This window comes from Nocardia huaxiensis, from assembly GCF_013744875.1.
In the GTDB taxonomy this organism is placed as follows: Bacteria; Actinomycetota; Actinomycetes; order Mycobacteriales; family Mycobacteriaceae; genus Nocardia; species Nocardia huaxiensis.
This window is the reverse complement of sequence record NZ_CP059399.1, coordinates 7791783-7818425: the sequence shown is the minus strand read 5'-3', so window position 1 is coordinate 7818425 and position 26643 is coordinate 7791783. Positions and strand designations below refer to the sequence as shown.

Here is a 26643-nt window from a genome sequence, read left to right as displayed (position 1 = left end):
ACGGGCTCCCGGTCGCTTACTTGGCCGTGTTGAAGGGTTGGTTGATCGTCGTGAAGTACTGCGCCGCAGCCAGAATCGCGACCGGTGCGGTCACGAACAGCTGGCCGGCCAGTGTGCCCAGGAAGCCGACCACGGACATGCCGGTGAGGCAGCCGACGACCGCCCCGCCCAGCGCGCCGAACATGAGCGAGAGCACCCCGGTCACCGCGCCCAGTGCCACCCCGCCCAGCACGCAGCCGACCGCCGCGCCCGCCATGCCGCCGACCAGCGTGCCGACGGTCGCGCCCATGCTGATGGTGCTGGTCAGGCGATTCCAGGCCGCCAGCTCACGCTCGTACTCGCTCTTCCACGGCGCCTGATTCTCGTACGGCAGGGCGACCGGTTGATAGACCGCGTGCGCCAGATCGAACTGCGGAGTCAGCGTGGCCGTGCGGTCGGTGATCTGCGCGGCGATCGGGAAGACGAAATCGTCTACGCGGAAGGACAATTCGCTGCCCGCCACGGTCGTCCCGTTGGCCGCCTTGACCTTGAACACCCCGTCCTCGACGACCATGGAACCCGCGTCGGTGCGGATGATCGTCTGCGTCTCGGTATTGGTGGCGGTGTAGTTGATCGCTTCGCCCGGTTCGGGTGCGGCGTGGGCGGGCGCGGCGGCCAGGCAGACCGAGGCGGTGAGCAGCGCGGAGGCGGCGGTGATTCGCTTCATCAGGGATTTCTTTCTTTCTGTTTCCGGGGATGGGGTCAGTTGCTCAGGGCGCAGGCGTTGGCCGGATCACCCGAGGCGGGGCGCGGGAGAGTGGCATTCGCGGGCGGCAATTGCCCTGCGGTGAGCCAGGATTCGAGTGCGGTGAAGGCGCTGCGGAAGCACGGCAGCAGCGGGCGCAGCAGCGCCGGATGCTGGTCGTAGAGGCCGTCCACGTGATTGCCGCCCTCGAAGCGGTAGTAGCGGTGCAGGTCCGCGCGGCCCTGATCGCGGATCATGCCGTCGTAGCGATCGGAGTCGCCGATGGGTAGCAGCGCGTCGAGGGTGCCGTGAATCGTGATGAGCGGCCGCTGAATTCGCCCGGTGAGCCCGATCCGCGCCACCGCGTCGCGCACCGCCGCCGGGCGGGCCGCGTAGTCGTAAACGGCCTCGTCGCCGGTGTAGTCGGGATCGAGTTCCTGACGGTACATGCCCTGGGTGAGACCCCAGTAGGTCTTGGCGTGGTAGGCCCACAGCGGTTCGGACTCGGCCGGGAATCCGGCAGCCACCACGGCGGCGTGTGCATCCGGATTCGATTGCTGGTCAGGGTAATTCGCGAGCACGGTCGGCAGTGACGACAGTGGGTTCGCGGCGTCGGACCACAGCGTGCCCTCCCAGTCGACGCCGCCGTCGTACAGCCAGGGCGCGTTCTCCAACTGCCAGCGCACCAGATACCCGCCATTGGAGACGCCCGCCATATACGTGTGCGCCGCGAGCCGCCCGTAGCGCTGAGCCACCACGGCCTGGGCGGCGACGGTCAGCTGCGTGACCCGGTGATGCCATTCGAGCATCGCATCGCCCGGAGCCGCGCCGTCGCGGAAGAAGTTCACGCCGGTATTGCCCTTGTCGGTGGCGGCATAGGCGTAGCCCTGCGCCAGCACCCAGTCCGAGATGGTGAAGTCATTGGCGTACTGGCGGCGATTGCCGGGCGTGCCCGCCACCACGAGGCCGCCGTTCCAGTGTTCCGGCAAGCGAATCACGAACTGGGAGTCGTGATTCCAGCCATGGTTGGCATTGGTGGTGGAGTCGTCGGGGAAGTAGCCGTCGATCTGCGTGCCGGGCACGGTCGCGGGGTTCTGCGCGCCCGCCGGGTGCAGGCCCGCCCAGTCGGCCGGCACGGTGTGCCCGGAGGCGACCGTGCCCGCCGTGGTCAGGTCGCCGAGGCAGGCGGCGATCTGATGCTGTGCGCCCGGCACCAGCGGGGCCGCACACCCGGCCGGGGACGGTCCGGCCTCCGGGACCGCGTAAAGACCCACGGCGGCAACGGATCCCGCCAGGACGATAGCGGCCGTCGCGGTGGAAGTGTGTGCGGCCAGGCGGCGGAACAACGGCATTCGAGCTCCTCGGGGAACGGGAAATGCCGGAAATTCTGTTCACCGCCGGGCGCCGTGCCCAGGTGGCCGCTGCCCACTTTTCGAGAGTGGGATGTGTCGGCGGTCACCACAGTGGCGGCGAGCGTCGCGGTTGCCGGTCTCGGCCGGGCGACGACGGCCATGTGGGTTCCGCCCATGTTCGAGCGAGCGAATATGTGGGTGATCTCCATCGCTCCCTCACAGACCGGACCTATAGCGTTCCAGATCACATCTCGAAGCGTGGAAGGCAGTAGAAACACCATGACCAGCGAGATCTTCCTGGAATTGCTCGAGCGGGAAGCCGCGCCGGTCGAATTCGAAGGGCCGATCCTGGAGGCCCGCGCGGCCGGTGCGTCCGCGGCGACCCTCGCCGACCTCGAGCGCGCGAAGTTGTCCGCCCTGCGCGTGCGCGCCCTGCTCGAACGCCGGTCCCGCCGGGAAGCCGAGCTCGCGGCGCTGGTCGACACCGCCAGCGATCTCGCCGGCCTGCGCGACGTGGACGCGGTCCTGCGGGCCATCGTGCACCGCGCCCGCCGCCTGCTGCACTCCGACACCGCCTACATCACCTTGCCCGACCCCGAACACGGCGACACCTACATGCGCGTCACCGACGGCTGCGGCTCGCAGGCGTTCCGGGAATGCCGCCTCTCCATGGGCGACGGTTTGGGCGGCCTCGTCGCCCAAACCGGCATGCCCTACGCCACCCGTGACTACTTCGCCGACAGCCGCTTCCACCACACCTCCGGCATCGACCACGCGGTGCGAGAGGAGGGCATAGTCGCCATCTGCGGCGTGCCGCTGAAACTGGGCGGCCGCGTGATCGGCGTCCTGTTCGCCTCCCACCGCAGCGCCCGCCCCTACGCCCCCGAAGAAATCGCCCTGCTCGTCTCCTTGGCCGCCCACGCCACGGTCGCCCTGGACTCCGCCCGGCTCCTGTCCGAAACCCGCACCGCCCTGGCGGAATTGAGCGCCGCCAACGAGGCCATGCACGCGCACTACACCACCGTCGAGCGCGCCGCGCAGGCCCACGACCGCATGACAGACCTCGTCGTGCGCGGCGGCGGCGTCGAAGACGTGGCAGCGGTGGCAGCCGACATCCTGGGCGGCGCACTGCTCGTGCTGGACGCCGACGGTCGTCGCATAGCCCGCGTCGATTCGCCCGGAACCACCGGCCGCGACAAGCCCGGAACGACAACCGGCAACGGACAGTTCGGGAGCGACGTCGGGGAACTACTCGACGACGAGCGCATCGTCGGCGAAATCGCGGTTGCGGCAGCGCAACTCGGACGCACCGCGCATCTGAAATCATTGTGGGCGGCGCGCGGGGGAGCGGGCAGCGAACCACTGTGCACGCTGGTGCTGCATCATCCCGAGGAGCTCTCGGATTCGGATCAGCGGATTCTGGAACGCGCGGCCCTGGTGACCGCGCTACTGCTGTTGTTCCGCCGCAGCATCGCCGAGGCCGAGGGCCGGGTGCGCGGCGAACTGCTCGACGATCTGCTGAACGGCCGGGTTCCCGACCGCGAGGCGCTGCTCGGCCGCACCGAACTGCTCGGCGTGGATCTCGCGAACCCGCACGTGCTGGTGGTCGTCGACCACGGCAAGCATCCCCGCGCGGCGGCCTGGGCCACCAGCTACGCCCTGGCCCGGCACGGCCTGGCCGCCAATCGCGGCGACCACGCTGTCCTGCTGCTGCCCGGCACCGACCCGGCCGCAGCGGCGCGGCACGCGTGGCGGGAAATCGGTGTGGCCCTGTCCATCTCGGCCACCGTCGCCGGTTCCGGACCGGCCGATCTGCCGGCGCGGGCGGCCTCTGCCCACAGTCAGGCCACCCGTTGCGTGCAGGCGCTGCACGCCCTCGGCAAATCCGGCACCGCCGCCGGAGCCGACACCCTCGGCTTCGCGGGCCTGCTCCTCGACCGGCACGCCGACGTCCTGGCCTTCCTGCGAACCACCCTCGGACCGGTCATCGACTACGACGAGCGCCGCGGCACCCCGCTCCTGCACACCCTGCACACCTACTTCGACACCGGCTGCAGCCTCAGCAACAGCGCCAAACGCCTGCACATCCACGTCAATACGGTCACCCAGCGCCTGGAACGCGTCACCGGCCTGCTCGGCGAGGGCTGGCAGTCGCCCGACCGCGCCCTCGAAATCCAACTGGCCCTGCGCGTCCACCGCCTGCGCGAGGCCGACGTCTTCACCGCCTGACATGCGCGCCGGTCGGTTTCGGCCAGCGCACTCGCAGCGACGGAATCCCGCAATCGCCTGCGCCGCAGCGTCGCAACCCCGACAGTAGATGTGTCACCACCATGCGTTGCCTCCACCCGACGACCCTCCGGCGGAAGAAGCACGATGACCTCCCTCGGCAATCCTCAAACCAATGAACTCGCCGTCGCAGTGGGCGACATCCCCGACCTCCTCGACGACACACACTCCGGACTGCTCAAGGGTCCGCGAGGACTGGGAACCGAACTGGCCAGGAAGTTCGTCGCGGAGGTGGCACCCGAGCCGAAGTCTGCGGCACCGGAAAGGGAGACCGCGCCGGCGCGGGAGTCCGTACCTGAACCGGATGCAGGCCAGCCGTCCGCCGAGGCATTGAACATGCTCGCGTCAGGCCAAGGGCTCGCGTTCGCCAGTGAGCTCGCCTCGGTGACCGAACTCGCCGCCGCGGCGGAACCCGCCGCCGTCAAGGTCAACGAGCTTGCACCGGGAAAGGCGCTGGGCGGCAGCACATTCCGCATCCCGATCCGCCGCCTGACCGCCGACCTCGAGCCCTACCAGGAATTCGAATGGGGTGACGGCTCCGCCTCCCCCGTCTACTGTCCGCCCGCCGCCCGCGTCGACGACCGCCTCGCCGAGGAGGTCGACAACCGCCTGGCCGCCTGGGCGGAGTCGATCGGTTTCACCCCCGACGAGCTCGCGAAGCTGCGCAACACCGGCTACGGCCGCCTGGTCATGCTGACCCACACCGATTCCGACGACCCGGACCGCCTCCTGGTAGCCGCCCAAATGAACACCGCCTGGTGGATGGCCGACGACTATTACGCCGACGACTCCGCCCTCGGCGCCGACCCCACCCGCCTCCCGCAGCGCCTCACCATGGCCATGGCCGCCCTCGACCCCCTCCCCGACGCCGGCGAATTCAGCGAACCCCTCGACGATCTCCTGCACGAGGACAAGGTCCTGCGCGCCTTCGGCTCAGCCGTATCCCACCTGCGCCGCCACGCCACCCCCGCCCAGGTGCAGCGCGCCTGCTACTCCACCTTCACCATGTTCGTCTCCTGGACCGCCTACGCCGCCTGGCGCCACGGCGGCGAAACCCCGCCCGCCTGGGAGTATCTCGCCGCCCGCCAGCACGACACCTTCTACACCTCCATGACCCTCATAGACCCGGTAGCCGGCTACGAGGTCCCCGCCAACCTCTTCTACGACGAACGAGTCCGCCGCGCCGCCTTCCGCGCCGGCACCGCCTCCGTCCTCATCAACGACCTCCTCTCGGTGAAAAAGGACTCCGCCGACGAAACCCCCGTCTGCAATATCGTCCTCCAAATAGCCGCCGACCGAGGCTGCTCCATAGCCCAAGCCACCGAGATCACCGTCGCCCTCCACAACCGCATGGTCCACGAGTTCGAAGCCGATCACCATGCCCTGCAAGCCATCCCATCCCCGGAGTTACACCTCTACCTGCACGGCCTCCGCAACTGGATGGGCGGCTCCTTCGAATGGCACAACACCAACCCCCGCTACAAGTAGCCACGCCCGATCTCCTCCCGGTACGCATCGATCAGGTCCGCCAGTGCGGCGCGCACCTGATCGCTGTTTCCGCCCTGCACCGATCTGTCAGCGAGACTCAGCGCGCTCGATCCGTGCTTGTTCTTCCGAAATTGGTGGCCTCGACCTCCGCGCCGGCCTCCAGGAGTGTCAGCGCGGCATGGGGATTCGCGCTTCCGGCCGCAGCGTGGAGAGGGGTCCAGCCCGCATGGTCGCGGGCGTGAATATCCGACCCGAGGGCGAGCAAGGTATCGAGCAGATCGGCCTGCAGCGGGAGGTGTCCGTCGAAGGCCGCGTAATGCAGTGGGGTGCGGTCGTAGTCGTCGGTGTGACGAATGTCGATCATGAGACGTGCGTCGGCGCCGTGTTCACGCATCAATGCGACAGTCTCGGCCGTTCCGGCCTCCGAGGTCAGCGCCTTGTAGAAGGGAGTGTCACCGAAGCTGGAGCGAGCATTGGGATCGGCCCCGGCGATGACGAGCATTCGGATGATCTCGGTGTCGGGGCGGCAGGCGGCCAGATACAACGGTGTGCGAAGGGCCGCGTCACACCGGTCGACGGCTGCGCCCGCGGCGATCAGCTTCCGCACGCGCGGCTGATCCTGTGCGAGCACCGCCGTATACAGCTGCGCTGTCCTGCGCCACCGGCTGAAACGCATCACGCCACCCTAGGCGGGCCGGCGAACGCCCTCCGGGGCCGGGTAGGGCGGTTCGGTGTCCGGAGCTGTGGGGGCGGGGCGGATGGGGGAGGGGTTGCACAGGGTGGCGGAGCCGCTGCACAGGAAGTCCGGGATGTCGGCGTGGGCCGGGGCGGCTGCGATCGACAGTGCGATCGGTATGAGAAGTGCTGCCGTGGAACGGTATACGGCGGTGCGATCGAGCATGAGACCCTCCCCGGTCACAGCAGAAGGGCGAGACCGGTGTGGTCTCGCCCTTCTTGTTGTGCGCTTCCTGAGGCACAGCTCCAATCTTGTCGGCGCTGGTCAGGCGCTTTCGGCCCTGTTGGATGAGGCGGAGACCGAGGCTATGCGCGGTGGCGATCGCCCGGTGGTGCCATTACCCGCTCGGTACCGGAAGCTGTCGGATTTGGAGAAGGCTGAGTTGGCGCGGGACTACCTGCGCGGGCTGACGGTGTATGAGCTGGCGGAGAAGTACTCGATTCGGCGGCAGACCGTGAGTGAGCATCTGCACCGGATGGGTGTACCCATGCGGCAGCAGGGGCTCAGCGAACAGCAGGTGGATCGAGCCGTGGAGCTGTACCTGGGGGAGCGGCTCACGCTCAAGCAGGTTGGAGCCAAGCTCGGGGCGGATGCTGGGACGGTGCGGTTGGCACTGTTGCGGCGAGGGGTACGGATGCGGGAGCCGGTGGCACGGCAGGAGTGAGGGCGGGAATGGGTGACCTCGTATCAGTTCGGCAATCCTGTAACCGGGACTTGACTGGGACTTGTTTCCGGTGCCTTGTATGAAAAGATTAGCTTGGTAGGAGTCTTGTTAAACATATCGATAGCAGTACGAGACAGCGACTGAAAATGGGTGAGCACAAGCCATGTTTGGAAGCGCAAAGAAAAAGAAGCAGTTGGAATCCGCGGAGCACACTTTATTAGTGACTATCGGGGCGGTTGCTCAGGCGATAAGTAACGGAAAAATGCGCAGCATTCCCGCCCTTCGGGCTACATACGATAATAAACTTCTGGAACAAGCCGAAAAGATCAGGGCTCTGGGTGGAGATCCGGAAACAGTATTGCAGGCGCGCAATCTGCATTACTATGTTGAGCCGGAAATGCAACGTCAAATTATAGACGACGTCCGTGCCATCATCGGATCAGGCCGGTAGCTGAGCTCGTGCAGGCAGGTGAAGGTGGCACCCATCCCGGCAGTATTCCCGACAGAGTGGGCTTGATCCCACTCGCGCGGTGCATCATTATTATCGAAACTGGTTGGTATTAAAAAGCGAGCGCTTGGTTGTTAACACTAGTAGACGGAATCGAGGCAGCCTCTACCTACCCTGTCGAGCAACGCTGCAGTTTAAGGCCTTGATGTCAAAACGGCTGGATGGAGCATACGGAGCTCTGTGGCAGTCATCTCGGCCGGATGGTCCGGAATCAGGCCTATTGCCGGCCTCTGAACGAAACCGCGGGCAAGTCGATCCAGTTGGGTTTACCCTACGATGGCAACTTCACCGCAAGGAGATAGATGATGTCCAGTCTCGCATCTGCATTGCGCAGCGAACACAATCTCTCCACCACCGAGGCCGACATGGAGCTTGGTGTGGATAAGGAAACACTGCCCATGGCAGGGACTACGTACTATTACAACAAAGACCCGCAGGACAAGAAGCATAAGCACCTCGCGACGGCGATGTAGATCAGTGCAAAGACAGTTGGGGGAAGTTCTTGCCCGTCTCCTGGAAGCCTTTCTAGAGAGTGGCCAGGACTTCCTTCATATTCCGGAAGTGCTCACTGCTTCACAGCGTGCGAACCTTATCGACGATGTACGCAGGGTAATGCAACACCCGCTTGGAGAGCACGTTGAGTCGAGACGTTTAGCCTTCGCTGAATCAGATTCGTTGACGTACCCGAAGAATGAGCATCAATTGCGGGAACTGATTCACTCCAGGACGGCAGTGCTTCAAAGTCTGGAACTTTCTCACGGCACCATCGGCGATATCGCCAGTGCCGTGAGCGGTCAGCTAAAAAGGCCGACTAGTGTTTCGGCCTATATATCCTCACCACACTCGGATGCATTCGGTTGGCACACAGACGAGTGGGATTCTGTAGTCATGCAAATGGAGGGTGTTAAGATCTTCCACTTTTTGTCGAATTCCGGCGATAGGCCAGGACAGGAGCGGCAGAGGTCAGTGAGGCTCAACCCCTGCGATGCGCTACTCTTCCACATGAATTCGACGCACATGACTACGACCAGCGAGCCGAGCATGCATCTAAGCATTTCAGTACGGAAATGAATACATGGTCATCTGATGTGCGCCAACGAACACCATCCTGGTACCTCTCTGCGCCGCATGTTGGACATGATATCGAGGATGTACTTTCTTGTCTCGATTCCATTGGCTTCCAGCCTCGGACTCTGATGGACATAGGATGCGGACCGGGGCGATTGGTTATGGAACTTGCGCGTAAGTTCCCATGCCTGGCAGCTGTGGGATACGACGCCGACCAAATAGTTCTGGATTTCGCCAAAGAACTGGTTCGATCCAAGGGGCTAGAGCACAGATGCGAGTTCATTGCTCGGGACGTTGCTCGTGATCCGCCAAGCAGGCGTAGTGAGCTAACGACATTCTTGGCTGTACGTGGCCTCTATCCAAATGGCAATCGAGACCTGATCCGTGCGATGAAGCGGTTGACTTTGGACGACGGACTGTCTGTAGTAGATGGTATTTGGGCGGCCGGATCCGGCGTCGCAGACCAGTGTATCGGTGAATTTTCTGATGCCTTGATTGAAATGGGCGGGAGAATTGTCGGTCACAAGGAGCGGCATTTTACCCTGCGTGAGGGCGGCCGGGGTGTGTCTTCGCTTTGGATTGTAAACTTTGCAAAGGAGTAGGGAATGTCGTGCTGGGCGCCTGTCGGATTGGTGCCGGTCGAGTGAGTCCGGAGCTAAGCAAGATATCGGTCTGTGCTCCTAGCTCAGTTCCTCCTAGCAAAAAGACCTTCTGGACTGCGGCGATGCTCGATGCAGTCCGCATGTTACCAAGCTTTGATCCCGATCCGCAGCGAGCCGATATCATATTCTGCGACTTTGAAACCGGGTTCGAATCATGGTGGCCAGGCACTAACGACGCAGATAAGGGGCGAATATCTCGGCAGGAACTAACTAATGCAATTGCCAACGCCCCCGCTGCTGTCGCGGAAGTTTCAAATAGATTCAAGAATCAACAAGTAGTAGTACTAGAAGCTGCACCGGTCTGCAATTTTTCACGTCTTCGCACTGAAATGGGCCTGTTCAATGTACGAGTGGTATCAGCGGCATCGCATGCCCACACGTTCCAGCAGGACTGGGATGTCTCCATTCCAATGTTCGGGCTACCGCATCAGAGATGTGAACCATTAGTCCGAGACATCGAATGGTCATTCATGGGTTCTATAAGCCATCCCATTCGAGAAGTTATTACCGAGCTGCAAGGCGGGCATGTTGAATCTATTGAGAGCTTCTCGGAACTTCATCTCGCCGATGTGCCGTCCGTCATGCAACGTCGTTACGTGCATTTGTTGTCTAGAAGTTGGTTCACTGTCTGTCCGCGTGGCGACGAACTCTACAGTTTCCGGTTTGCCGAGGCGCTAAATTTCGGTAGTATCCCTGTTGTTATCGCCGATGGATGGGAGCCTCCCTTTCGTCGAACCTTTCCCCCGGATGAATACATGATCCGTGTGCCCGAAGCGGACGTAGTTCTCATCCCTCAGATCGTTGCCTCGCTGCCTATGGGTGTTCGAAAACGAATGCAAGAAAAAGGGCAATCGAACTTTCATATTGGCATGGAGTCGCCGTTAGCAATACTCACGTCTATTGTGGCAGAATTGACGTCCAGCGCTAAGCGTGCTGCAGTCTCTCGCCGTACAATTTCCGATTGGCGTTGCAGTTGTAACTCGTCATGGTCTAACGACTGTCAATAGATCCCTCGTTGTTATCGAGGGACGTGCCACTCTCAGGCCACCCGTCGGGTAGTTGACCGACAACGTAATAGGTCTTGATATCCTTCACATGTGCAGAGACGCCGTCTTGGCTTGATAATCTGCCGTCGAAGTGGACCACGTAGCGTGTTCGATCACCCGGCAAGCAAATCACGTCACCTGCAAACAGTTCTCCGCCCCGATCACCTGACTCTAGAATGCGGTTCATTGCTAGGTAGCGCCTACGGGCAAATGTGTCCGGCGAGAGACCCAATCCGTACACTATTGTTCTCGTTTGCTTGTCGTAGAATCTCCAGGCTGTGGTTTGTACAGTATTCATACTCCAAATCCTCCCGATAGCCTATTCTCAAAGTTTCGGCCCGTGCTTCGTAGGCCTCCGATCATGCGTGATATCTCCTTGCCGAGAGTGTAATATTTCTTCGTTTTCATAGTTTCACAGTAACTCGTTACGCAAAGTCAGTAAATACCCCCTTCTTGAATGAGGGGATGTAGTATTTACGTCACTCGGCTGCTTTCGCGTTGTCATAGAATCAGTGCGATCCATACATAGACCGTGCCCGAAGGGCGACAGTACTATGTCTGCTCAACTACGAGGGCATTGGCGAGGAGATGCGGTGCTGCAATCAGTATGCCGTGGCAATTGGTCAATTGCTAGAGTTGGCTGCTAATCAGGAATAGTTCCGGATATGGGCTACTTGTGGATGCCCGCTAGGCATCTGCCCGTAGCGTGAGTCTGACGTGATCGGCAACCTGGTGGTGCCAGCGCTCGTGGCGGTCGAGTTGGGATTGCATGGCGGTAACTTCGGTATCGAGATCGTCAAGTTTCGCAACGACATGATCGAACCGCTCGTCCATAGTGTCACGCAGGTTTGCGATGTCGGACTTCAATTCTTTTTCTAGTCCGTCGAATCGTCTATCCATGTAAGCGTAGAGCTTAGCGAATTGTTCATTGAATTGCTCTTCATTCATATGTGTTCTTAGAATAACTCCGTTATGCATTTGATTCAATATGCGTCCGATTGCATTTACGTGCCCTCGTCGAATACCCACACACCGCCCTGATCAGCTGGAACCGCGATGATGTCACCCTCGCTGATCATGGCGTCGCCGAGGGCGGCGTAGTCGACGGTTATGTAGCCCTTGAGGACGTCAGGCACTGCTCTTCGCGGGTGTTCCTCGAGGTGTAACGGCTCGAGTAGGTGCCTGGCATACGCAGCCAGGCTGGCATACCACCCCTTGTAGGCGCTTTCGAAGCGATCGAGCGATGCCGGGTCATCTTCATGCGCACTGGTCCACGCCGCGAAGGCCTGTCCATGCTCAGCAATACCGTGAGCAATCTGCGCCAGAATCTCTACGGAGTCAACCCCCTCCAGCCCGATCGCGCCAGTCGTCACCTGGAAGCTACCGAAGCCTCGGTAGTCCCAAATGTAGAAGCGATCAACGCCGGCGTCCTCTTCGGTGCCGAGAACGGCATACAGCTCGGCGTAGATGTCTTGGGGTGGTCGGGCCATGTCCAACCACGTCCCCGTGGTGAGTTCGGCCCGAAGTGGCATTCCCTTTGTGACGTAGATCTGCGGGTTTGTCCGATGCTCAACTTCTCGTATGTCCTCCGACTCGGCCTGACCAGGTTGAAGTTCTGGCTGACCATAGGCGGGCGGGTGCTCGGTGTGTGCGTTGGGATCTGGGAACCGTTCATTCATGATCACCTCCTTTCGCCCGCTCAGTTGCGTCCAGCGGCAGCCGGTTTCGGACCAGTCGGAGGGCAAGCGCGTCGATGACGCCCTGAAGGTCGCTGGTGGTGAGGTCGTCGCAGGTATGAGCCAGCTCGACGATCCGGTCGCAGATGTAGTTGGCCTGCGCAGTCAGTACCTGCTGGTCGGTGGCGCTGGCCGGGTTGACGATGTGCGTCGCCCAGACCACTTCCAGTGCAGTGTCGGCCACCTTGGCATGTGTTTCGTCGCCCGGATTCTCAGCGGCGGCGTAGACGGCCTGCAACAATGCATCGCCCACTGCCCAGATGAGTTGCTGCTCGCGGTGGTCGGGCGCTTCAGCGAACCACACCGCGTCGCCCTGGCTGTCAGATGGCTGCTCGCCTGAATTGTGTTGTGGGTATGGATTTTTCTCGTTCATGATCACCTCCTTAATGTTTCGTTGGGTACTGGCCGGCCGGTAACAGGGAGCCGAAGCTCGAGCTGCTATCCGCCGGCCTTGTCGCCGAGGTGCTGAGACTTGCTCAGCTACCTGACTGTTCACCCCCTGCCTGCTGCCCTCCGCGGCGTCCACGACTGCGGCGCCCGGCTTGTGATGGCTCGTCGACCGTCGCGTCAGCCTCAGTCGGGTTGGCTTCCACTCCCTCGGTGACGGGCCCCTCGGTCTCGTCCTCCTCATCCGGCGGCGGTGGCGGGGTTTCAGTGAACAGGTTGTCGATGGCTGCCTGCCGGGCCCGTGCCTCCTCTTCAATGGCTGCTCGGGCGGCGTTCGCCCTGGCCATGAGGTCGGGATCCTGCTTGGCAGCTTCGATCCAGGCGTCGACGGCGCGGAAGCACTCGGCCTTGAGGCTGGTGCCCCGCAGATCGGCAATCCAGGTGAGCTGGGTGTGCCGGGCGGTGTCGATCCGGATCGCCAGTGTGACTTCCCGGTTCGATGGTTCGGACATCGTCCTTCTCCTCGGTGCGAGCGGCCGGTAAACGCCTCGTGCGCTTACGGTTTGCGGCCGCAGGACACCGACGACCGCCGACCGCGGCGGCCAGCCGATTGGGGGAGTCGAGCTGGTCCGCTCTGCGGCGACGTTGGCTCGGGTGGAGCCGCCTTCAGTTAATGACAGTCCTGCACATGGGCTCAATCGGCCGACCGGGCGGCTCGTCGGGCGCTGAGATGGGCGATCGGACACGCTACTTATCGGCAAATCCCTGAGACTGGTCACTGTGTGCGGCAACGGTTTTCACGTTGTGAAATACACACCGGGTGGGGTCGGCCCCGGCATCCGGGCTGAAGCGGCGCGACACGGCCAAATAGGGGGCTACATGACCGTCCCTATTGGCGCTAACCCCGCGTGGGCAGACGAGTAGCTTGGTACAATAATTGCAACAAATATTACAGACGGGCTGTTACCTTGACATCCGCTTGAGGTTAATTTTTCCGCACTACTTACTGGTTTTGGTGTATCTTTTCGATCGTGAGCGAACAGCAGGAGATCATCGCAGAGCTTGGCTCGGCCGGCGTGCTAGGCGGCATCCGCTGGGCCTACCTTTCCGCGGCTGCGCGATCTCTGGAGATCTACGCTGAAGACGGCGCATTCGACGATGCGGGATGGCTTGGTACCACCAGGTACACCCTTTTCAAGGACCGCCTCGATCGTGTCTTTGCCTGCGGGAGGTACGTATCGGTCTCTGGGGATAACCAAGATGATCTTGACCTCCTGTTTGCTCAGTTGTCCGACAAGGACATCCGAACCATGCCGCGCCTCGACCCCACTGTGGTCGAGCGCAAGAATCTGAACGGCAGCCCGGGTTGGGTGCATGGCGGCAACCGATTCCTGCTTGCGTCGTCGGCGTTCGGCAAGCTTGATGAACTGCCATGGCCGCAGAAGAGCCCAACAAAGCAGCGTGTAGCATCGCAGCGCGATCCTGACCCGGACCAGCCCTCATTGTTTGAGGGTGCCGCAGACGAGGAGCTCAGCGTGCTGGAAGCGGCTATGGCTGCCGAATCTGATCTTGATATGACAACCTTTGTTGTGGCCCACAGCTTAGATGCGCTGAACGGAAGGTCCGAACTGGTCTTCGGGCGCCCGATGCTGAATGTGGGCGGCGGCAAAGCTTGGCGCTGGCGCGAAGATCTGCTGAATATCCCACCGATCGGCGGAGGGTTCCAGACAGACGACCGGCCACGTCCGATTGGGCCTGACGGAACGCCGGATGCCCCGGTTCGTCTGCGCCCCAGCGCCGAATCTCGACCGTCGAGGAACTCCGGCGGGGAACGGTGAGCTCTCGCTCATCGACCACAAAACGGACTGCCGAGGTTGCCACGTTCTTCGATGGCGGTCGCCTCACGCTCGCTCGTCAGCTTGCTTTTCTTCGAAAGATCGAGCTAGCGGGGAAGATCGGCAAGAGCGCAGCGGCAGTTAGCGCCTGGGAGGCTGGGGCGAAGCGCCCCTCGGCTGCAACCGTCGCGCAACTGGCACTGGCTCTCGGCGTCGAGCCGGGGTTCTTTGCCGTACGACCCGACGACGCAGTGGCCGCTGGTGTCACGCCCCACTTCCGCTCGCTGCGGTCCACAAGCCAGCTTGCTCGGGATCAAGCGTTCGCGTATGGGCGAGTGGCTCTCGACATTGCAAGCAGTCTTGAACGTCATGTCGAGTTCCCCGAGCCTGATCTCCCGTATGCGCCTGTGGATGGCGACATCCAACTCGATGACGGTCCTGAGCGCGCTGCGCATCTGGTCCGAAAGAGCTGGGGTATCGAGAGCGGCCCGGTCAAACACCTCGTTCGACTGCTGGAGAACCGGGGTGTGCTCGTTGTCTTTAGTCCTGAGCAAGCCGCTTCTGTCGATGCGTACTCTTTCGAGAGCCATCTTCGACCGGTCGTCGTCCTGAACCCGATCAAGCGTGACTACTACCGTCAACGATTTGACGTCGCACACGAGCTGGGACATCTGGTGATGCACTGCGATGCCGAGCCTGGCGGAAGAATCGTTGAGGACCAGGCGAATCGCTTTGCTGCGGAGTTCCTGATGCCGGCGGACCAGATCCGTCAGCTTCTACCTACAAGCATGGGCGGCAACACCTGGCGTACCCTGGCTCAGCTGAAAGAGCAATGGGGAGTGAGCATTCAGGCGCTGCTCTATCGCGCACGGTCGCTGGGCGTCTTGAGCGACGTATCGTATCGGAACGCGATGGCCACGATATCGACCCGCGGCTGGCGACGAGGTGAGCCGGGACTGGTCACCGCGATCGAGCAGCCGTCCCTTCTGCCGCGCGCAGTTGAGTTGCTAACGAAAGCAGGAGTTGGTGAGGCGGCGCTCGTCGATCAGTGCCGAATACCGGCCGGACTGTTTCGAACGATCACATCTCGAACACCTCAGACCACAACAGTAGCCGGAGACTCTCGCTCCTCCGAGAGTCCGTCTGTGTCTCTCCTTGAGGAGGCTTCGTTTGGGGGCGAATGAACACCTTCGCTGCGTAGGCACTGTCGGCAGACATGGATCCCGAATGGATACACCGCGCTGTCACTATCAATCGGGTGGAATACCGCGACATCAGGCATCTGAGTGTCACGACCTACAAGCAGCAAAGTCGATATGCTCCGAGGAAGTGTCGAAGCCATCTGGCATGGTGGCAGTATGTTAATCGAGATGAGTGAGTCAGCTGTGGGTGCCGGAGTGCCCAAACAGCACCGGATACAGGGGACCCGCCGATGAATACGATAACGGTAGTTCGTGGCACGAACGATAAGCCGGCAGCTAGCGACGCCCTCGTTAACGCGCTTACCAAAGTATCAGCACTCGATGGACAGCTCTTCATCGGGTACCCGATCATCAATACCGCGGAAGGCAGCCATCCGATCGACGCGGTGCTGGTATCCCCAAGTAAGGGTGTCATAGTATTCGACTTGGTGGACGGGGCGGAGCTTGGAGATTACGGGGCTCGCCAGGACGAATCTGCAACAGCGCTTCAGCAACGCCTGCTCGGATATCGAGACCTTGTGAGGAAGCGGAAGCTCAAGGTTGAAATATCCAGCATCACTTTTGCGCCAGCCGTCATGAAGCTCCCGGAAGATGACGAGTACTCGATTGCAAATATGCAGAATATCGGTGCCGAGCTGGACATGTTCCAGTGGGCTGACTCCGAGCGCGACCTCTTCGAGAGAACAATCTCGGCAATCCAGAGCATATCAACGATCCGCAGATCGCGGAGTCCGAGAAAGATTAATAGTCCAGATTCACGTGGAGCGCGCCTGCAGAAGCTTGAGAGGTCAATCGCGACTCTGGATATGCTACAGAGCAAGGCAGTTATCGAAACCGTAGATGGCGTCCAGAGAATTCGCGGCCTTGCCGGTTCGGGTAAAACAATTGTACTTGCGCTTAAAGCAGCTTACCTTCATGCTCAGCATCCGGAATGGCGGATCGCGGTTACTTTCAATACCAGGTCCCTGAAGGAACAGTACAAACGACTAATTACCAGCTTCTCTATCGAGACGCTGGGCGAAGAGCCCGACTGGGACAATGTCCGTATCGTCAATTCTTGGGGGGCGCCTGGAGGTGCGGATCGGGACGGTCTCTACTTTGAATATTGCATGAAGAATCAGGTCGAGTACTATGATTTCAGAAATGCACAGAGCAAGTTTGGTCGCGAAAGTGCGTTTAATGGAGCTTGTGCAAGCGCGCTAGCGGAAGTGAAGTCGCCAGAGATTATTTACGACGCTATCCTAATCGACGAAGCGCAAGATCTGCCTCCCGAGTTCCTGCGCCTTTGTTATTCGATGTTGGATGACCGTCATCGGCTCGTGTACGCCTATGATGAGCTTCAAACGCTTAATGGAGATGGGCTGCCTCCGGCTGAATCGATTTTCGGCTCGGACAACCAGGGTCGACCGAACGTGTCTTTCGAGTCGACGCCCCGCGAGAATGGCGCTCGACGCGATATAGTGCTGGAGAAGTGCTACCGCAATTCCCGGCCGGTGTTGGTAAGTGCCCATGGTCTCGGATTTGGCATCTATCGCAAGCCTGCAAACCAAGCCCGGACCGGCCTTGTGCAGATGTTCGATCAACCGAGCCTGTGGACAGAAATCGGCTACTCAGTCAAACGCGGAGCTCTTGAGCCGGGACGTGAAGTCTCTCTCGTCCGCACCGAGGAGTCGAGCCCTCGTTTCCTGGAAGAGCACTCTACGCTTGAAGATCTAGTCGAGTTTAAGAGGTTTGCCAGTAAGAACGAGCAAGACGAATGGGTTGCGGATGAGATCGAACGCAACATCCAGGAAGAAGAGCTCCGTCATAGCGATATTATCGTAATCAACACAAACCCTCTGACTACGCGGGGAAATCTCGGTCCGATTCGCACTAGCCTCCTCGACCGGAAGATTATGAGCCATCTGGCTGGGGTAGACGTAAGCGCGGACGTATTTTTTAATCCTGGTTCAGAATCAGTAACGTTTACTGGCATCTATCGAGCAAAAGGCAACGAGGCTGGCATGGTCTACATTGTCAACGCTGAGGAGTGTCAAGCAAGCCACTATAATCTCGCTCGCGTTCGTAACAGGCTATTCACGGCTATGACCAGGAGTAAGGCGTGGGTTCGGGTGCTGGGAGTCGGGCCGCAGATGGATGCGCTTATCGAGGAGTTTGAGGCAATCAAGAGCGCCGGATTTGAGTTGAACTTCAGATATCCCTCGCAGGCTGACCTGCAGAAAATGCAAATTGTGCACCGCGATATGACAGCGCAAGCTGAGTTTAATCGCGGTATGCGCGAGCAGTCCATTGAGGGGCTACTCCGCGACTTCGAGGACCAGACGCTATTTCCTGATGACCTCAGCCCGGAACTACTCGAGCGGCTGCGCAAATTCATTGGAGAGCGCGATCAGTAGTGGCGAATCCTAAAATTCATGATATCCACAAGGAGATCATGTCTATAACCCGTCATCTCACTACAAAAGGCCTGGTGAATGACCAAAACTTCCCCAGAATCTGCTCACTCCCAGATCAGGTGGAAAAAGTTGACTATCCAACGATATTGCCTGGCGCATCTCTACTAAGAGATGTTCCCTACCGGGATATGTACACTACGCAGTTGGCGGCAAGGTCATACAACTTCTTGATGCTTGATGGCGCTATCGTTCAGATGGTCTACCAGTTCAGGTCTAGGCGACTGCTATCCAGCCGCTTGGCATTCCTTCCATCGCCAGACCTGTCCGAGTATCAGAATGACCCGGAGCTGTATAGTCTCGATCTCATGTTCGCAGAGGTTGTTGACCGCCGAGTGGTTACGGTACCAATGCGGTTCGATTTTGACTCCGACGATGCGGTGGTTCAGGACCTACATCATCCGAAATCTCATCTGACGCTAGGGCAATATTCGAACTGCCGAATCGCTGCAACCTCGGCAATAACTCCAGGAGCATTCGTGGAATTTATTCTGCGCAGCTTCTACAACACTGCGTCACGGGAGTATGCATCGGAACTGCCAACTGCCAACCATCGCTTTGAGCCGACGATCACGCCACTGGAAGCAAGCCGAGTCCACATTGGTGTTCCCAAGTAGGAAGTAGGGCGCCGGATCGGATGTTCAATCACTGTAGGTCGAGCATCAAACCGATTGGCGCGCTTAATCGGACTGATCAAAACATCTCGCTAACCGGAAAATAGCACTGGCCAGTGTCATTCGCGTGACGCTTCTTGCGAATCAGCAGCTCGTCGAGGCGGATGCGACCCTCCAGAACGCAGGTGAGGTCCGCGCCGTCCATCGTGATGAACGGCGTTCGTGAGCGATACTCGTCAACTGCGTCCTTGGTGAATCCCATGACACTAATAATCAAGCCGAATGAACTCGTCGCTTTGCGGTGGACCTTGGCCGCGAACGCGTCCGCCTGCTCCCGAGTGAGCTTGTCCTTCCGCCACTTCGCCTCAACGATGTAGTCGTTGCCCTCCAACGTGAAGGCGCCGTCGATCTGCTCGCGGTCGAGTATGTACTCGGTCCGCGGGTTGAGGTCAAACAGCCCGAAGAGGTGGTTCAGGAAGCCCTCGAACGCCTTACCACGCGCCTGGGGGTTCGGGTCGCCGTGCATGTGGATGAAGTGGCTATGCATCGTACGGAGCGTCTGCTCGAACTTTTGCTGCGACTCGATCTGCTGTTTGAGTACTGCCTGCTGGGCAGCGACCCGCTGTTTCTCGGTCAGTAGCAGTTCGAAGACCTCGGTATGCCGCTTCAGCTCGGCGACCGCCGCACGCGCCTTGGCGATCTTCACGTCGGCGTCTTCAAGCTGCTCCAGGTCAACGAAGCGCGTCATGTTGGCGACCTCAAGCATCAGGTGGATCGTCGCCTTCTGGTAGGACGCCTCCTGCTCCAGTAGTCGATCGACCAGCTTGCCGACGATGACCCACTTGGTCTCGCCCTTGAAATCGAGACCGCGAAGGACGCTCGGATCTTCGCGGAACGCAGCCTTCAAAAACGGCTGCAGCGTGCGTTCCTTGTACCAGAAGACGACCGGGAGAGCGTTGCGAAGCGCCTGATACGCCTGTGCCGAGATCCGCTTATGGTGCGACGACAGCTGCACGCTATTCCCTCCCTCGGGCAGCCGACCCCACGATTTCGCGCTCCGTACGGCCCACCCTGCCAGACTCCTGCCTTCATCAGAACTCACCGAACCGCTGACCTCCCAACAGGATAGCGCCGCGCAAACCGCCCGCTTATGCCATGTTGTGCCAAATCCTCCGGACGCCGCCCCACCGCGACCGGGCCAGTCGTACACTCCGACCCGCCGGCCAACGTGACCCATCACGCATGTCCCTGAACTGCCGAGTGGGCGTCGATCGCTTCGACGGTTGACGAAATATGCAGTGCTGCAACGCAGTTCGGCTGTGCTGAGGGATCGCTGTCAGTAGTGCGCTGTATCGTGTACGAGTCCCCGGTCCAGGTGATATGGCTGGGGGATACGTGACAGCATCGCCAAGCAAGGCGCATGTGAACAAGGGAGGGTGTCATGGCGTACTCAGCCGAAATCAGTCGGAAACAACCGGCTCTGCTCGTGCTCCTGATCGACCAGTCGAACTCGATGGAAGAACCGTGGGCGGGTACCGGCGCTTCCAAAGCTCAAGCATTGGCGGAGGCGGTGAACATGACACTCAACAACGCCATCGGTCTGTGCAGTACGGGATCACCCAAGATCAGAAACTACTTCGAACTCTGCGTGTTGGGGTACGGCGCCGACGTCAGTTTCCAGCTTCCAGGTAGCGATTCCAGTCGGCCTGCGATCACCATCGGGGATCTCGAACGCGCACCGAAGCGGATTGAAACACGGGTCGTGCCGGCAGTGAACCACAGCGGCCAAAGGGTCGACCTGGAGAAGCCGTTTCCGGTGTGGGTCGATCCAGCTGCGGGCGGGATGACACCCATGACCATGGCATTCCGGACCGCTGAGCCGATCGTGCGGCGCTGGTGCGCGGAGCACCCCTCCAGCTTCCCGCCGCTCGTCGTCAACATCACCGATGGTGAAAGCACCGATGGCGATCCAACAATTGCCGCTCAAGCGGTTGGGGCAGTGGGGACTGACGACGGCGCGTCACTGATCTTCAACGTCCATCTTTCTGGCCGTGCAGAGCAGCCCTTCACCTACCCCAGCTCGCGTGTTGGCCTTCCTGACCACAACGCCGACATGCTATTTGGAATGTCCAGCCAGCTCCCACCGACGATGTATGAGGCAGCCAGGCAGCAAGGTAAGCCCCTGGCGCCCGGCGCCCGCGGCTTCCTCTACAACGCTGATTCGCGGAGCGTCTTCGAGTTCCTCAACCTCGGTACGCGCGCCGTCACGCCGACAGGGTTGAAGGAACTGACGAGCGGGGCCTTGGCCATCGAAAGCTAGGTACCAGTGAGCGAGCGTCGCTTGCGCATCAGCGCGGCGAGCGTGCCGAAGTCTGATGAAGATGCCGACGACAACGCGGATCGCATCGCGTTCGCAGGATGCCGGATTGCCTTGTCGGATGGAGCATCTCGATCGGCGCGCCCGGAAGTCTGGGCAGAACTTCTGGTGGACTCGTTCGCGCGAGCGGGTGACGACCCGTTGGCGCTTGACCAGATCGTTCGGCTCCGGGATCGATGGCAGCAATTGGTATCCACCGCCAATCTCCCTTGGCACGCGGTATCCAAGATTGCAGAGGGCGGCGCAGCCACGTTTTTGGGAGTGGAAGTAGACACACGGGTCGCGCGGTATCGCGCTCGGGCTGTTGGTGACACCTGCCTGCTGCACGTGCGAGACGGGGAGATAGTGGTGGCAGGACCTATTGAGCAACCCGACTCCTTCGGTCAGCGCCCGCACCTGATCTCGACTCTGCCGGCGGCAAACGATTATCTTGAGCAAATTTGGGAGCGCGAGCAGGCTTTTGAGCGAGGGGACGCGCTCATTCTGGCCACCGACGCTGCGGCAGCCTTTCTGCTCGGTGCCAGCGCCGACATGCACCAGGAACTCATCCAGACCCGTGTCCTCGACGACGCGGATGAGTTCGCCGACTGGGTGGCGTATGCCCGAGCTGATGGTATGTCCTCAGACGACACGACTATCTGCGTGGTGCGCTTATGAGTCTCCCCAGTCTTCTCGACTACCAGCAAGCAGTCCTTCATCCGAACTACGCCTTCCCCAGGGACCCCGATCTTCGCGTGGGAACAGCCGTCCTCACCCCGCTGAAGATCGCCGCGGTTGCCTCCGGCGGTTTTGCTGCGACGTTCCAAATCGACAGTGCCGCAGGGGGTCGGAGCTACGCAGTCAGGTGCTTCCATAAGCTCGGAGCCGACGACAACCTTGCCGTGCGGTACGAGCACATCGCGCGGTTTGTAGCCGGACATCGAGAGCTTGAATTCCTCATCGACGTGCGCTACGACCCGACCGGCATTGTGGTCGGAGGGGGCACCTATCCGACCGTCCGCATGCCATGGGTTGTTGGAGATCCGCTTGGAGACTGGGTCGACGACCACTTCGATGAGCCCGACGCCATCGATGAAGTCCGCCGCAATATCCAGAGCGCCGTTAGACGGCTTCGTGCTGCTGGTGCAGCGCACGGAGACCTGCAGCACGGCAACATCATGGTCAGTGCCGACCATAGGATCACGCTGATCGATTACGACGGCATGTATCTTGCTGATCTCGCACCGTTCGGCGCCGCCGAGCGTGGTCATCCGAACTACCAGCATCCGGCTCGGGACGACAACACGTTCGACGCTGAACTTGATGCGTTCTCCGCCGCCGTGATCGACTTGTCGCTGCAGGCGATTGCCCACAACGATGACTTGTGGGACCGCTTCGGCGGCACCGGCCAGAACCTTATCTTCACTGCTAAGGACTTCGCGGATCCGGACAAATCCGAGGTCTTTAACGAGCTGCTTAAGGGCCCACTCGCGGCGCAGGCTCAGTCGCTGAAGAACGCCAGTCTGACCGGGTACGAACATGTCCCACAGGCGCTGCGTGGCAAACCGACGCCACCGCGAATCGCCACGGTCACAGCTCGTTCGGCCTTCGATGTGTTACTGGCGTCTCATGCAGCCGCTATCCGAAAGCGTCAGGGTGACCAGATCACCGTCGTCGGCACAATCACAGCCGCGCGCATCCGTAAAGACTGGCGCGGCAATCCGATGGCCTTCCTCAACTTCGGTGATTTCACCAAGGGCGACTTCACGATTGTGGCGTTCGGTCCAGTCGCCTCAGAGTTGCAGCGGCGATTCGGTGGCCGAGATCTAGGTGCCCTGCAGGGCGCACGCGTCGCTCTGACCGAGCTTGTCACGTTGTACGAAAACAACTACCGGACAAGCAATCTCACGCCGCAGATGGTCCTGTCACGTGCTAACCAACTGCGCATTCTTGATTCCGACGCCTACGCCGCTTTGATCGCGGTAGCCGGCCGGACGGCGTCGCCACGGACCGGAACCCAACCTACGACTCCGCCACCGCGCCCGTCGAGCACAGCAACGGCAACCGCTACCACCTCTGGAGCACCCCGCTCGACGCAACACGCCTCTGCGCCCGGCAGCCCCGCGGCTGCCGGCGATCTACTAAATATGATGCAGAGCCGCTTTCCGGCATCCGCCAAGGCACCCTCACTCCCGAAGCGGAACGAGCCATCGCCGCAGTCGCCAAGTTCACCGACGCTGAGGCCGAGACCGGCTGCCACACAACGGGAAACGGCGCAGCCCACCTGGCAGCAATCGACAAGATCGCCGTACCCACCACCTGTGACGCCATACAACCCACCCACTACGGCACACTATCCTGCGCGACCCGCACAGCCGCAGGGTCGCCGACGAGGGTGCGGCTCGATAATTGCCATTCTGGCGCTAATTGCCGTACTGATACTGCTCGTCCTGCTGACGTCCTGGGGGCAACGCAAGTCAAACCAGCCGCCGCCGTCGCCCGAAACCGTACGGTTCCGGTCACCGAGTTCGAACCTGTCCTGCATCGCGACGCTTGGAGTACCCGCATCAATCCGCTGTGATGCCAACAACGTTCAGTACCAGCCGCCTCCACCCCCGCCGGGGTGTGACCCAATTGCCTTCGGTCGGTCGATCCTGCTTACTGCGGGCCAGGAGGCGGTTTTCATTTGTCCGTCCGACTCCATCGTCGATCCGACGATCGCGGCATTCGAGTACGGCACTTCAATGACGATCGGCCCCTTCGCGTGCGAGAGCGATACATACGCGGGCATCACATGTCGTGACATTGCCACCGGGCGAGGATTCCGGATAGAACGAGATTCGTATGAGCTCTTCTGATTTGGACACCCCTCTACCGGGGAGGCGCTTCCAGGCTGCTTGTCGCAGGGAGAGTGGTTCGATCAATTGCCCACCAAGATTGCGGATTTCGTGCCGCGCGAGTGCGGTTCGGGCATGGGGGATAGCGAAACCTGCGTAGACTCTTGCCGTCTGACTAGGTTGGCTGCGCCAATCCTCTGACTCGCGCTGTGCGCGCCCACTCGATGGAGCGCCCGCATGCGTCGCTTCGCAACGCGAGGCGGCATCCGCCGCCTTTCGGGCGGCGGCTTACAGTCCGAGTCGGAAAGGATGGCAATGTCAGACAAGTCGGACCCTCCCCGGCGCGTTCGGGGAGGCGCCAGAGGTTGGCTGGAATCGATCCAGTGGGTGCGAACCGCAGTGATCATTGCTGATCTAGTGGTAAGGGCCTTGCCGAAGCTAGGGGAAGACCCCGCCAGCTCGGCGAGATCGACTCTTGCCGAGCTGGCGGAGAAGCTGCTGCACGTGATCCGAAGCTTGGGAGGCTAGACCGCGAGCGGCAGTTCCATATGAGGAGTCGGGTCGCTCTAGCAGAGTGGCCCGACTTCTTCTGTTAACGGTGAAGCCAGTGCCCATAGGGGCGCTAGCGCCCCTATGGGCTAAGGAGACTCTACCTCCTCTAGGCCATATGTGCGCGATACCCATCCTTCTTACCGAGGGATGAGCACTATGGCTTCTCTTATCCAAACACACAGGTAGGAATAGATATCGGGCCATCCTGGCCGTTTAGGACCGCTCGGTTAGCGATCGTCTCTCGACACTAAGAGTCTTGAACCCAGCTCTGCATTAGAGCGAGCCTTCGGCTAACGAGGAGCCCTAGAGAAGAACTAAAGCGGAAGACCTTCAAAGGTTGGACCACTCGAAAGGACAAAGCAGGGAGTACACCTTCTGCCGATGATTTGGGCTCGCTCGGCGATCGTCGGCCGTCTATATCTATGGAACCTAGGGGCGCCTCCGGCGGCGGGGCAACATCCGGGGATCGGCACCCTCCTGTACTGCCTGCCAGAGCAAGTACCTGATCCATGCCAGATCAAGTTGAACACTCAGATCATCCGGGTCGTAACCCATCTCGCGCAGCTCCTGCCGCCGATGGCAATCCATACAGGATCCGATGTGCAGCACGGCGCGGCGGTTCCATGCGGCGACAGCGGTGTCCGCAACGTGTCCGCGGTTCAACCGGCATCCGGGTCTGCTGGCGGGCCTTCTCCGACATTGGCGTCGTCCGGTGTAAGCCGGTTTCCTTACCGAGGATTACGATTCTGCTCAGACGGATATCAACTGGGAAGGGCTACTTCATGGCACGCAAGGTCATCGTCGAAATGGTGGACGATTACGACGGTAAGTCCACCGCCGAGGAGACGGTGCAGTTCGCTATCGATGGTGTGGCCTACGAGATCGACCTGTCGAAGCTGAACGCGGCCAAGATGCGCGGGGAGTTCGAGCAGTGGACACAGCATGCTCGCAAGGTGGGGCGCGCGCCGAGGGGCAAGGCATCCGGCCGGGCGCGTGCGGCCGTCGATCGGGAGCAGACGCAAGCTATCCGGGAGTGGGCCCGCAAGAACGGATTTGAGGTCTCCAGCCGCGGCCGAGTGTCGGCCGAGATCATGGAGGCGTACAACAAGGCCAATAGCTAGGCGACTGCGACTTCCGGACTGCGAACGCCACGAGAGGATCTACGAGGCGTTCGCCGGAGAGCTGCCGCGCTCGCCCGGCCCTGCGGTCTCGAATGGTTGCCGCTGATGTCACTTCAAGTTGATGGCGCGCGGCCGTACTGGATCAGCCGAAATGCCGCCGCGTCAGGAGTGACGGGGCCTACGCTTCGCTCCGAGAGTCACGAGCGGGGTGATGGATATGCGACGGGAATCGCGTCCTGCGAGCAGTGATGCTGTTGCTGTCTTCCTGGACTTCGAGAACCTCGTCCTCGGTGTGGGCGGGGGATCGCCTGGCGCACAGGCCATCCCCGTCGCGGCGATGCGCTGGCTGTGCCGCGGGTTCGGCAATGCATCAGTTCGGCGTGCCTACGCGGACTGGCGCGACGAGCGGTTTGGCCAGTACGAAAAACTGCTGGCGGAGAACGGCATTGATCTCGTTCAGCTCGGCCGCTTCACCCCGGGCACCCACAAGAACGCGGCAGACATTCGCCTGGCGGTCGACGCCATGGAGACCCTCATCACCCACGCCGAGATCGGCGTGTTCGTACTGGTCACGGGCGACAGCGATTTCACACCGCTCGTGCAGAAGCTGCGGGAGTTCGGCAAGCACGTCATCGGTATTGGCGCGAGCGAGGGCACGACCAGCGCGCGGTTGGTGTCGGTGTGCAGCGAGTACAAGTTCTGGGAAACAGTGCTGCGTCATGCTGAACCGACCAAGAGCGTCGCCGGCCTGGGCCAGCCCCCTGCTGCGCATGGTGATGCAATGCAGGCCAAGCAGCTGCTCCTTGAGGCCGTCAACCAGATCACGACGGATACACCGACGGCGAGTGCCATCAAGAGCAAGATGCTCGCCCTCGACCCGACCTTCGACGAAAACACCTACGGCTACGGCAACTTCCGTGATTTCCTTGCCAAGGTCGGTGGAGCTCAGATTGTGGGGCGATCTGGTGGAGATATAACGGTGAGGTTGTCCGGTACATAACTGTGGCCCCGAGCCC

General features: G+C 61.0%; 26 protein-coding genes. 17 read left to right on the top strand and 9 right to left on the bottom strand.

What is annotated here, in order from left to right:
* Positions 1 to 16: 16 nt before the first annotated feature.
* Both H0264_RS35830 and H0264_RS35825 read right to left on the bottom strand, forming a co-directional pair.
* Positions 17 to 706, bottom strand: a complete 690-nt coding sequence (locus H0264_RS35830) for a DUF8020 domain-containing protein (RefSeq protein WP_181581631.1) — start codon at positions 704 to 706, stop codon at positions 17 to 19.
* A 35-nt stretch (positions 707 to 741) separates the two neighbouring features.
* Positions 742 to 2076 (bottom strand): tannase/feruloyl esterase family alpha/beta hydrolase, encoded by a 1335-nt coding sequence (locus tag H0264_RS35825; RefSeq protein ID WP_181581630.1) that lies wholly within the window; start codon positions 2074 to 2076, stop codon positions 742 to 744.
* 279 nt (positions 2077 to 2355) lie between these two features.
* On the opposite strand from H0264_RS35825, the gene H0264_RS35820 reads away from it, so the two are divergent.
* Both H0264_RS35820 and H0264_RS35815 read left to right on the top strand, forming a co-directional pair.
* Entirely contained in the window at positions 2356 to 4305 is a 1950-nt protein-coding gene (locus H0264_RS35820) for a helix-turn-helix domain-containing protein (RefSeq protein WP_181581629.1), read from the top strand.
* Positions 4306 to 4449: 144 nt separating this feature from the next.
* On the top strand, positions 4450 to 5850 hold the full coding sequence (locus tag H0264_RS35815; protein WP_244976051.1) for a family 2 encapsulin nanocompartment cargo protein terpene cyclase: 1401 nt from the start codon (positions 4450 to 4452) through the stop codon (positions 5848 to 5850).
* A 97-nt stretch (positions 5851 to 5947) separates the two neighbouring features.
* On the opposite strand, the gene H0264_RS35810 is transcribed toward H0264_RS35815, so the two are convergent.
* Both H0264_RS35810 and H0264_RS35805 read right to left on the bottom strand, forming a co-directional pair.
* Positions 5948 to 6526 carry an ankyrin repeat domain-containing protein gene (locus H0264_RS35810; protein WP_181581628.1) on the bottom strand — a complete coding sequence of 193 codons (579 nt, stop codon included), beginning with the start codon at positions 6524 to 6526 and terminating at the stop codon, positions 5948 to 5950.
* 9 nt (positions 6527 to 6535) lie between these two features.
* Positions 6536 to 6751 (bottom strand): hypothetical protein, encoded by a 216-nt coding sequence (locus H0264_RS35805; RefSeq protein WP_181581627.1) that lies wholly within the window; start codon positions 6749 to 6751, stop codon positions 6536 to 6538.
* A gap of 202 nt (positions 6752 to 6953) precedes the next feature.
* Between H0264_RS35805 and H0264_RS35800 the strand changes: the two genes are divergently transcribed.
* The 6 genes from H0264_RS35800 to H0264_RS35780 all read left to right on the top strand — a co-directional run bounded on the left by H0264_RS35800 (position 6954) and on the right by H0264_RS35780 (position 10495).
* On the top strand, positions 6954 to 7250 hold the full coding sequence (locus H0264_RS35800) for a hypothetical protein (protein ID WP_220139910.1): 297 nt from the start codon (positions 6954 to 6956) through the stop codon (positions 7248 to 7250).
* Positions 7251 to 7413: 163 nt separating this feature from the next.
* On the top strand, positions 7414 to 7701 hold the full coding sequence (locus tag H0264_RS35795; protein WP_181581626.1) for a hypothetical protein: 288 nt from the start codon (positions 7414 to 7416) through the stop codon (positions 7699 to 7701).
* A 359-nt stretch (positions 7702 to 8060) separates the two neighbouring features.
* Positions 8061 to 8231 (top strand): hypothetical protein, encoded by a 171-nt coding sequence (locus tag H0264_RS35790; protein WP_220139909.1) that lies wholly within the window; start codon positions 8061 to 8063, stop codon positions 8229 to 8231.
* Between the two features lie 139 nt (positions 8232 to 8370).
* Entirely contained in the window at positions 8371 to 8829 is a 459-nt protein-coding gene (locus H0264_RS39425; RefSeq protein ID WP_420832130.1) for a JmjC domain-containing protein, read from the top strand.
* Positions 8826 to 9428, top strand: a complete 603-nt coding sequence (locus H0264_RS35785) for an SAM-dependent methyltransferase (protein WP_276514523.1) — start codon at positions 8826 to 8828, stop codon at positions 9426 to 9428. The genes H0264_RS39425 and H0264_RS35785 overlap by 4 nt, the downstream gene beginning before the upstream one ends.
* Positions 9429 to 9550: 122 nt before the next feature.
* Positions 9551 to 10495, top strand: a complete 945-nt coding sequence (locus H0264_RS35780; RefSeq protein ID WP_181581623.1) for an exostosin domain-containing protein — start codon at positions 9551 to 9553, stop codon at positions 10493 to 10495.
* 726 nt (positions 10496 to 11221) lie between these two features.
* On the opposite strand, the gene H0264_RS35775 is transcribed toward H0264_RS35780, so the two are convergent.
* The 4 genes from H0264_RS35775 to H0264_RS35760 form a co-directional block, all read right to left on the bottom strand.
* Positions 11222 to 11482: a hypothetical protein gene (locus H0264_RS35775; protein ID WP_181581622.1), complete on the bottom strand. Its 261-nt coding sequence runs from the start codon at positions 11480 to 11482 to the stop codon at positions 11222 to 11224.
* Positions 11483 to 11538: 56 nt separating this feature from the next.
* On the bottom strand, positions 11539 to 12213 hold the full coding sequence (locus tag H0264_RS35770; RefSeq protein WP_181581621.1) for an antirestriction protein ArdA: 675 nt from the start codon (positions 12211 to 12213) through the stop codon (positions 11539 to 11541).
* Complete coding sequence (locus H0264_RS35765) at positions 12206 to 12643, bottom strand: hypothetical protein (protein ID WP_181581620.1); 438 nt, start codon at positions 12641 to 12643, stop codon at positions 12206 to 12208. The genes H0264_RS35770 and H0264_RS35765 overlap by 8 nt, the downstream gene beginning before the upstream one ends.
* Before the next feature lie 103 nt (positions 12644 to 12746).
* Entirely contained in the window at positions 12747 to 13169 is a 423-nt protein-coding gene (locus H0264_RS35760; protein WP_181581619.1) for a hypothetical protein, read from the bottom strand.
* A gap of 519 nt (positions 13170 to 13688) precedes the next feature.
* On the opposite strand from H0264_RS35760, the gene H0264_RS35755 reads away from it, so the two are divergent.
* From H0264_RS35755 to H0264_RS35740, 4 genes are all read left to right on the top strand, one after another.
* A complete protein-coding gene (locus H0264_RS35755) occupies positions 13689 to 14495 on the top strand; it encodes a hypothetical protein (RefSeq protein ID WP_181581618.1) in 807 nt (268 codons plus the stop codon).
* Complete coding sequence (locus tag H0264_RS35750; RefSeq protein WP_181581617.1) at positions 14492 to 15676, top strand: helix-turn-helix domain-containing protein; 1185 nt, start codon at positions 14492 to 14494, stop codon at positions 15674 to 15676. Before H0264_RS35755 ends, H0264_RS35750 begins: the two co-directional genes overlap by 4 nt.
* Positions 15677 to 15924: 248 nt before the next feature.
* A complete protein-coding gene (locus H0264_RS35745; RefSeq protein WP_181581616.1) occupies positions 15925 to 18090 on the top strand; it encodes a DEAD/DEAH box helicase in 2166 nt (721 codons plus the stop codon).
* A 38-nt stretch (positions 18091 to 18128) separates the two neighbouring features.
* Positions 18129 to 18764, top strand: a complete 636-nt coding sequence (locus H0264_RS35740; RefSeq protein ID WP_181581615.1) for a DUF2290 domain-containing protein — start codon at positions 18129 to 18131, stop codon at positions 18762 to 18764.
* A 76-nt stretch (positions 18765 to 18840) separates the two neighbouring features.
* Here the strand turns inward: H0264_RS35740 and H0264_RS35735 are convergent, their stop codons facing one another.
* Complete coding sequence (locus H0264_RS35735; protein ID WP_181581614.1) at positions 18841 to 19776, bottom strand: restriction endonuclease; 936 nt, start codon at positions 19774 to 19776, stop codon at positions 18841 to 18843.
* Positions 19777 to 20202: 426 nt separating this feature from the next.
* On the opposite strand from H0264_RS35735, the gene H0264_RS35730 reads away from it, so the two are divergent.
* From H0264_RS35730 to H0264_RS35710, 5 genes are all read left to right on the top strand, one after another.
* A complete protein-coding gene (locus tag H0264_RS35730) occupies positions 20203 to 21081 on the top strand; it encodes a vWA domain-containing protein (protein ID WP_181581613.1) in 879 nt (292 codons plus the stop codon).
* A gap of 6 nt (positions 21082 to 21087) precedes the next feature.
* Positions 21088 to 21795: a hypothetical protein gene (locus tag H0264_RS35725; RefSeq protein WP_181581612.1), complete on the top strand. Its 708-nt coding sequence runs from the start codon at positions 21088 to 21090 to the stop codon at positions 21793 to 21795.
* Complete coding sequence (locus H0264_RS35720; RefSeq protein ID WP_181581611.1) at positions 21792 to 23975, top strand: hypothetical protein; 2184 nt, start codon at positions 21792 to 21794, stop codon at positions 23973 to 23975. The genes H0264_RS35725 and H0264_RS35720 overlap by 4 nt, the downstream gene beginning before the upstream one ends.
* 1313 nt (positions 23976 to 25288) lie before the next feature.
* Complete coding sequence (locus H0264_RS35715; RefSeq protein ID WP_181581610.1) at positions 25289 to 25627, top strand: histone-like nucleoid-structuring protein Lsr2; 339 nt, start codon at positions 25289 to 25291, stop codon at positions 25625 to 25627.
* A 217-nt stretch (positions 25628 to 25844) separates the two neighbouring features.
* Positions 25845 to 26627, top strand: coding sequence for an NYN domain-containing protein (locus tag H0264_RS35710; protein ID WP_220139908.1), 783 nt, complete (start codon positions 25845 to 25847; stop codon positions 26625 to 26627).
* The last annotated feature ends 16 nt before the right edge of the window (positions 26628 to 26643 follow it).

Coding starts and splice junctions, on each gene's coding strand:
- H0264_RS35830 (WP_181581631.1), bottom strand. CDS start 706: ATGAAGCGAATCACCGCCGCCTCCGCGCTGCTCACCGCCTCGGTCTGC.
- H0264_RS35825 (WP_181581630.1), bottom strand. CDS start 2,076: ATGCCGTTGTTCCGCCGCCTGGCCGCACACACTTCCACCGCGACGGCC.
- H0264_RS35820 (WP_181581629.1), top strand. CDS start 2,356: ATGACCAGCGAGATCTTCCTGGAATTGCTCGAGCGGGAAGCCGCGCCG.
- H0264_RS35815 (WP_244976051.1), top strand. CDS start 4,450: ATGACCTCCCTCGGCAATCCTCAAACCAATGAACTCGCCGTCGCAGTG.
- H0264_RS35810 (WP_181581628.1), bottom strand. CDS start 6,526: ATGCGTTTCAGCCGGTGGCGCAGGACAGCGCAGCTGTATACGGCGGTG.
- H0264_RS35805 (WP_181581627.1), bottom strand. CDS start 6,751: ATGCTCGATCGCACCGCCGTATACCGTTCCACGGCAGCACTTCTCATA.
- H0264_RS35795 (WP_181581626.1), top strand. CDS start 7,414: ATGTTTGGAAGCGCAAAGAAAAAGAAGCAGTTGGAATCCGCGGAGCAC.
- H0264_RS35790 (WP_220139909.1), top strand. CDS start 8,061: ATGATGTCCAGTCTCGCATCTGCATTGCGCAGCGAACACAATCTCTCC.
- H0264_RS39425 (WP_420832130.1), top strand. CDS start 8,371: ATGCAACACCCGCTTGGAGAGCACGTTGAGTCGAGACGTTTAGCCTTC.
- H0264_RS35785 (WP_276514523.1), top strand. CDS start 8,826: ATGAATACATGGTCATCTGATGTGCGCCAACGAACACCATCCTGGTAC.
- H0264_RS35780 (WP_181581623.1), top strand. CDS start 9,551: ATGCTCGATGCAGTCCGCATGTTACCAAGCTTTGATCCCGATCCGCAG.
- H0264_RS35775 (WP_181581622.1), bottom strand. CDS start 11,482: ATGAATGAAGAGCAATTCAATGAACAATTCGCTAAGCTCTACGCTTAC.
- H0264_RS35770 (WP_181581621.1), bottom strand. CDS start 12,213: ATGAATGAACGGTTCCCAGATCCCAACGCACACACCGAGCACCCGCCC.
- H0264_RS35765 (WP_181581620.1), bottom strand. CDS start 12,643: ATGAACGAGAAAAATCCATACCCACAACACAATTCAGGCGAGCAGCCA.
- H0264_RS35760 (WP_181581619.1), bottom strand. CDS start 13,169: ATGTCCGAACCATCGAACCGGGAAGTCACACTGGCGATCCGGATCGAC.
- H0264_RS35745 (WP_181581616.1), top strand. CDS start 15,925: ATGAATACGATAACGGTAGTTCGTGGCACGAACGATAAGCCGGCAGCT.
- H0264_RS35740 (WP_181581615.1), top strand. CDS start 18,129: ATGTCTATAACCCGTCATCTCACTACAAAAGGCCTGGTGAATGACCAA.
- H0264_RS35730 (WP_181581613.1), top strand. CDS start 20,203: ATGGCGTACTCAGCCGAAATCAGTCGGAAACAACCGGCTCTGCTCGTG.
- H0264_RS35720 (WP_181581611.1), top strand. CDS start 21,792: ATGAGTCTCCCCAGTCTTCTCGACTACCAGCAAGCAGTCCTTCATCCG.
- H0264_RS35715 (WP_181581610.1), top strand. CDS start 25,289: ATGGCACGCAAGGTCATCGTCGAAATGGTGGACGATTACGACGGTAAG.
- H0264_RS35710 (WP_220139908.1), top strand. CDS start 25,845: ATGCGACGGGAATCGCGTCCTGCGAGCAGTGATGCTGTTGCTGTCTTC.